Consider the following 2,082-nt stretch of genomic DNA (forward strand, 5'->3'; position numbering starts at 1 on the left):
ACCAACCGTCCTACCAGGGGCTTCTTAACGTCCGGCACCGCCCACGCCGTCCGCGATCATGCTGTGATCAGCGCACACGGAACTGCCGCTGAAAAAGGCTCAGTGCATCCTCAACTCCCGCCGGTACGGCTCGATCAGATTCCGGAAAGTGTCATCGTCCCCAGCCCGTGCCCTGGCGATCAGGTCGGCTGCCACCATCCCCACATCACCCTCTATCCCCACCCGCCGCACTCACATCTCTACAGACGCCAGCCTGGACCCGAACTGGGCGGTCGGCGGCTGGTCAGTTCGCGGCGCCCGGTCGGAGCGCTTATTCCCTTGCCTGAGCCGACACGCACACGCACTTATGGTGACTTGGCCATGGCCGCAGTGCGGAAGGTCAGCGGCGCCAGGTTCAGGATGGTGAGGGTGTTCTCTGTGAACACCCCAGCTCAAACACGGCGCGGAGCACCGCGAGTTCGCGGGGGGGGGTAAGTGGATCTCTTAGGAACGTCATCTGTGCGAGGTGAGTGCCGGAAACCCAGACGGCCCGCTTCGATAACCCGGGTTTGGACGGTGGGGTGTTCTTGTCTAGGGGGCCGCGGAGCCTCCTGGAAGGACGGTGCTCGCCCCGCGCTTCGGCGACGGTCGACACAGGTCCACGGCTCCCTGGAGGGCGCGCAGCGCGGGTGCCGGTTTGCCCGCACCAGCAGTTCCAGCGCGAGCTTGCGGAAGAGGCTGGCCGCCGAGCCCATAGACAACGACTGCCTGGCATGACCAGCCAGATCCTCGACCCCACGCCTATCTACAGGAAGCGGACCTTTCATCTCCCCCCTTCAGCGGCACGGCTACTGACCGAGCCGATCGCGCACCGCGACCAGTCCAACTCCCTGCACCCATCCAACTCATCCACCACCAAGCCATACAGCTTTGCCCACACCCCCGCCGCCGTCCACTCCACAAAGCGCCGATGCGCTGTAGGACCCGACAACCCGAACACCGGCGGCAACCGCTGCCACGCACAGCCAGTGAGCGCCACAAAGACGATCGCCGCCAGCACCTCACGATCCCCATACCGACGCCGACCGCCACCCTGCGGCCGTCTCGGAACAGGCGGCACCACTCGCTGGAACAGCTCCCACAACTCCTCAGGCACCAGCCGCTCCACCATCACCGACCGCACACTACCGGCACAAAGCCAAATTAGATGGCTTCTAATCCGCAAATAGTCCAGACCGATTCCATGCCTGCCATCGCTGTACGCCAATTGAGATGGCTTGTTAGTCGTGCGTCGCGTTGTACGTCGAGACGACCGCTCTTCGATGATCGCGGGGCTCATGCCGTATCGGACCCGGAAGGCGCGGCTGAGGCTAGGCGCATCAGACAGGCCAGCGGGCGCCGAGCTCCGTGATCGATCGTCCCGTGAGCAGCGGGAAACTCAGGTCGTCATAACAGCGGTGCAGCCGTTCCTCGCGCAGCCAGCGCCCGAAGGTTGTCCCGCCCCCGCAGGCGAACAGCCGGTGAAGTTGGGCGCAACGAGATGTTGTGGGGGCCGCGGCCACCTTAGGCGGACAGGTACGGGTCGGACAAGTGCAGTTGCATGAAAAGCTCACGACTCCCGATGGCCGTAGCCCGTTACCGCGAAGGCCACACCGTGCCCCGCAAGCGGCGTCGTGATGACAGGTCGCGGCAAGGGGAGCGCCGCCGCGACCGGTGGCGGCCCGACCGCGACTCAGTGGGGGCGCCCCCGGACGCCAGGTATTCACGGATGCGGATCATTGGGAGCGTCCGGGCGCTCCTGACTGGTCGCCGCAGTCTTGGCTCATTTGGATCGGCGCCCGGTCCTATGGGGTGCGGTGAGCCAAGTCACTCCCCTGGAATCACCCGTACGTCACGTCATCGCCGTACGTCATCACGCACACGTACGCCCACTCCTCGACGTCCACCAGGACCACGCCCACCAACGACCCCCAGGCCCCTCAGCCCGACACGCCAAGGCATCTAGGGTCTGTTTCTTGGATCGACTGACGGTGGGCGTTGGTTGGGTCACTGTGGGTTGATGGGTCGTGGTGACTTGACCGATGCGCAGTGGGAGCGGCTGGC

The 2,082-nt window shown here is 65.2% G+C and carries 1 pseudogene; it reads right to left on the reverse strand.

The features are described 5' to 3' along the window. Positions 1 to 779: 779 nt before the first annotated feature. Positions 780 to 1,150 (reverse strand): annotated as a pseudogene (locus tag AB0C84_RS46015) (transposase); the annotation flags it as partial. Positions 1,151 to 2,082 lie beyond the last annotated feature (932 nt).

Origin of the sequence: Actinomadura sp. NPDC048955 (assembly GCF_040649435.1) — a bacterium.
GTDB lineage: Bacteria > Actinomycetota > Actinomycetes > Streptosporangiales > Streptosporangiaceae > Spirillospora > Spirillospora luteofluorescens.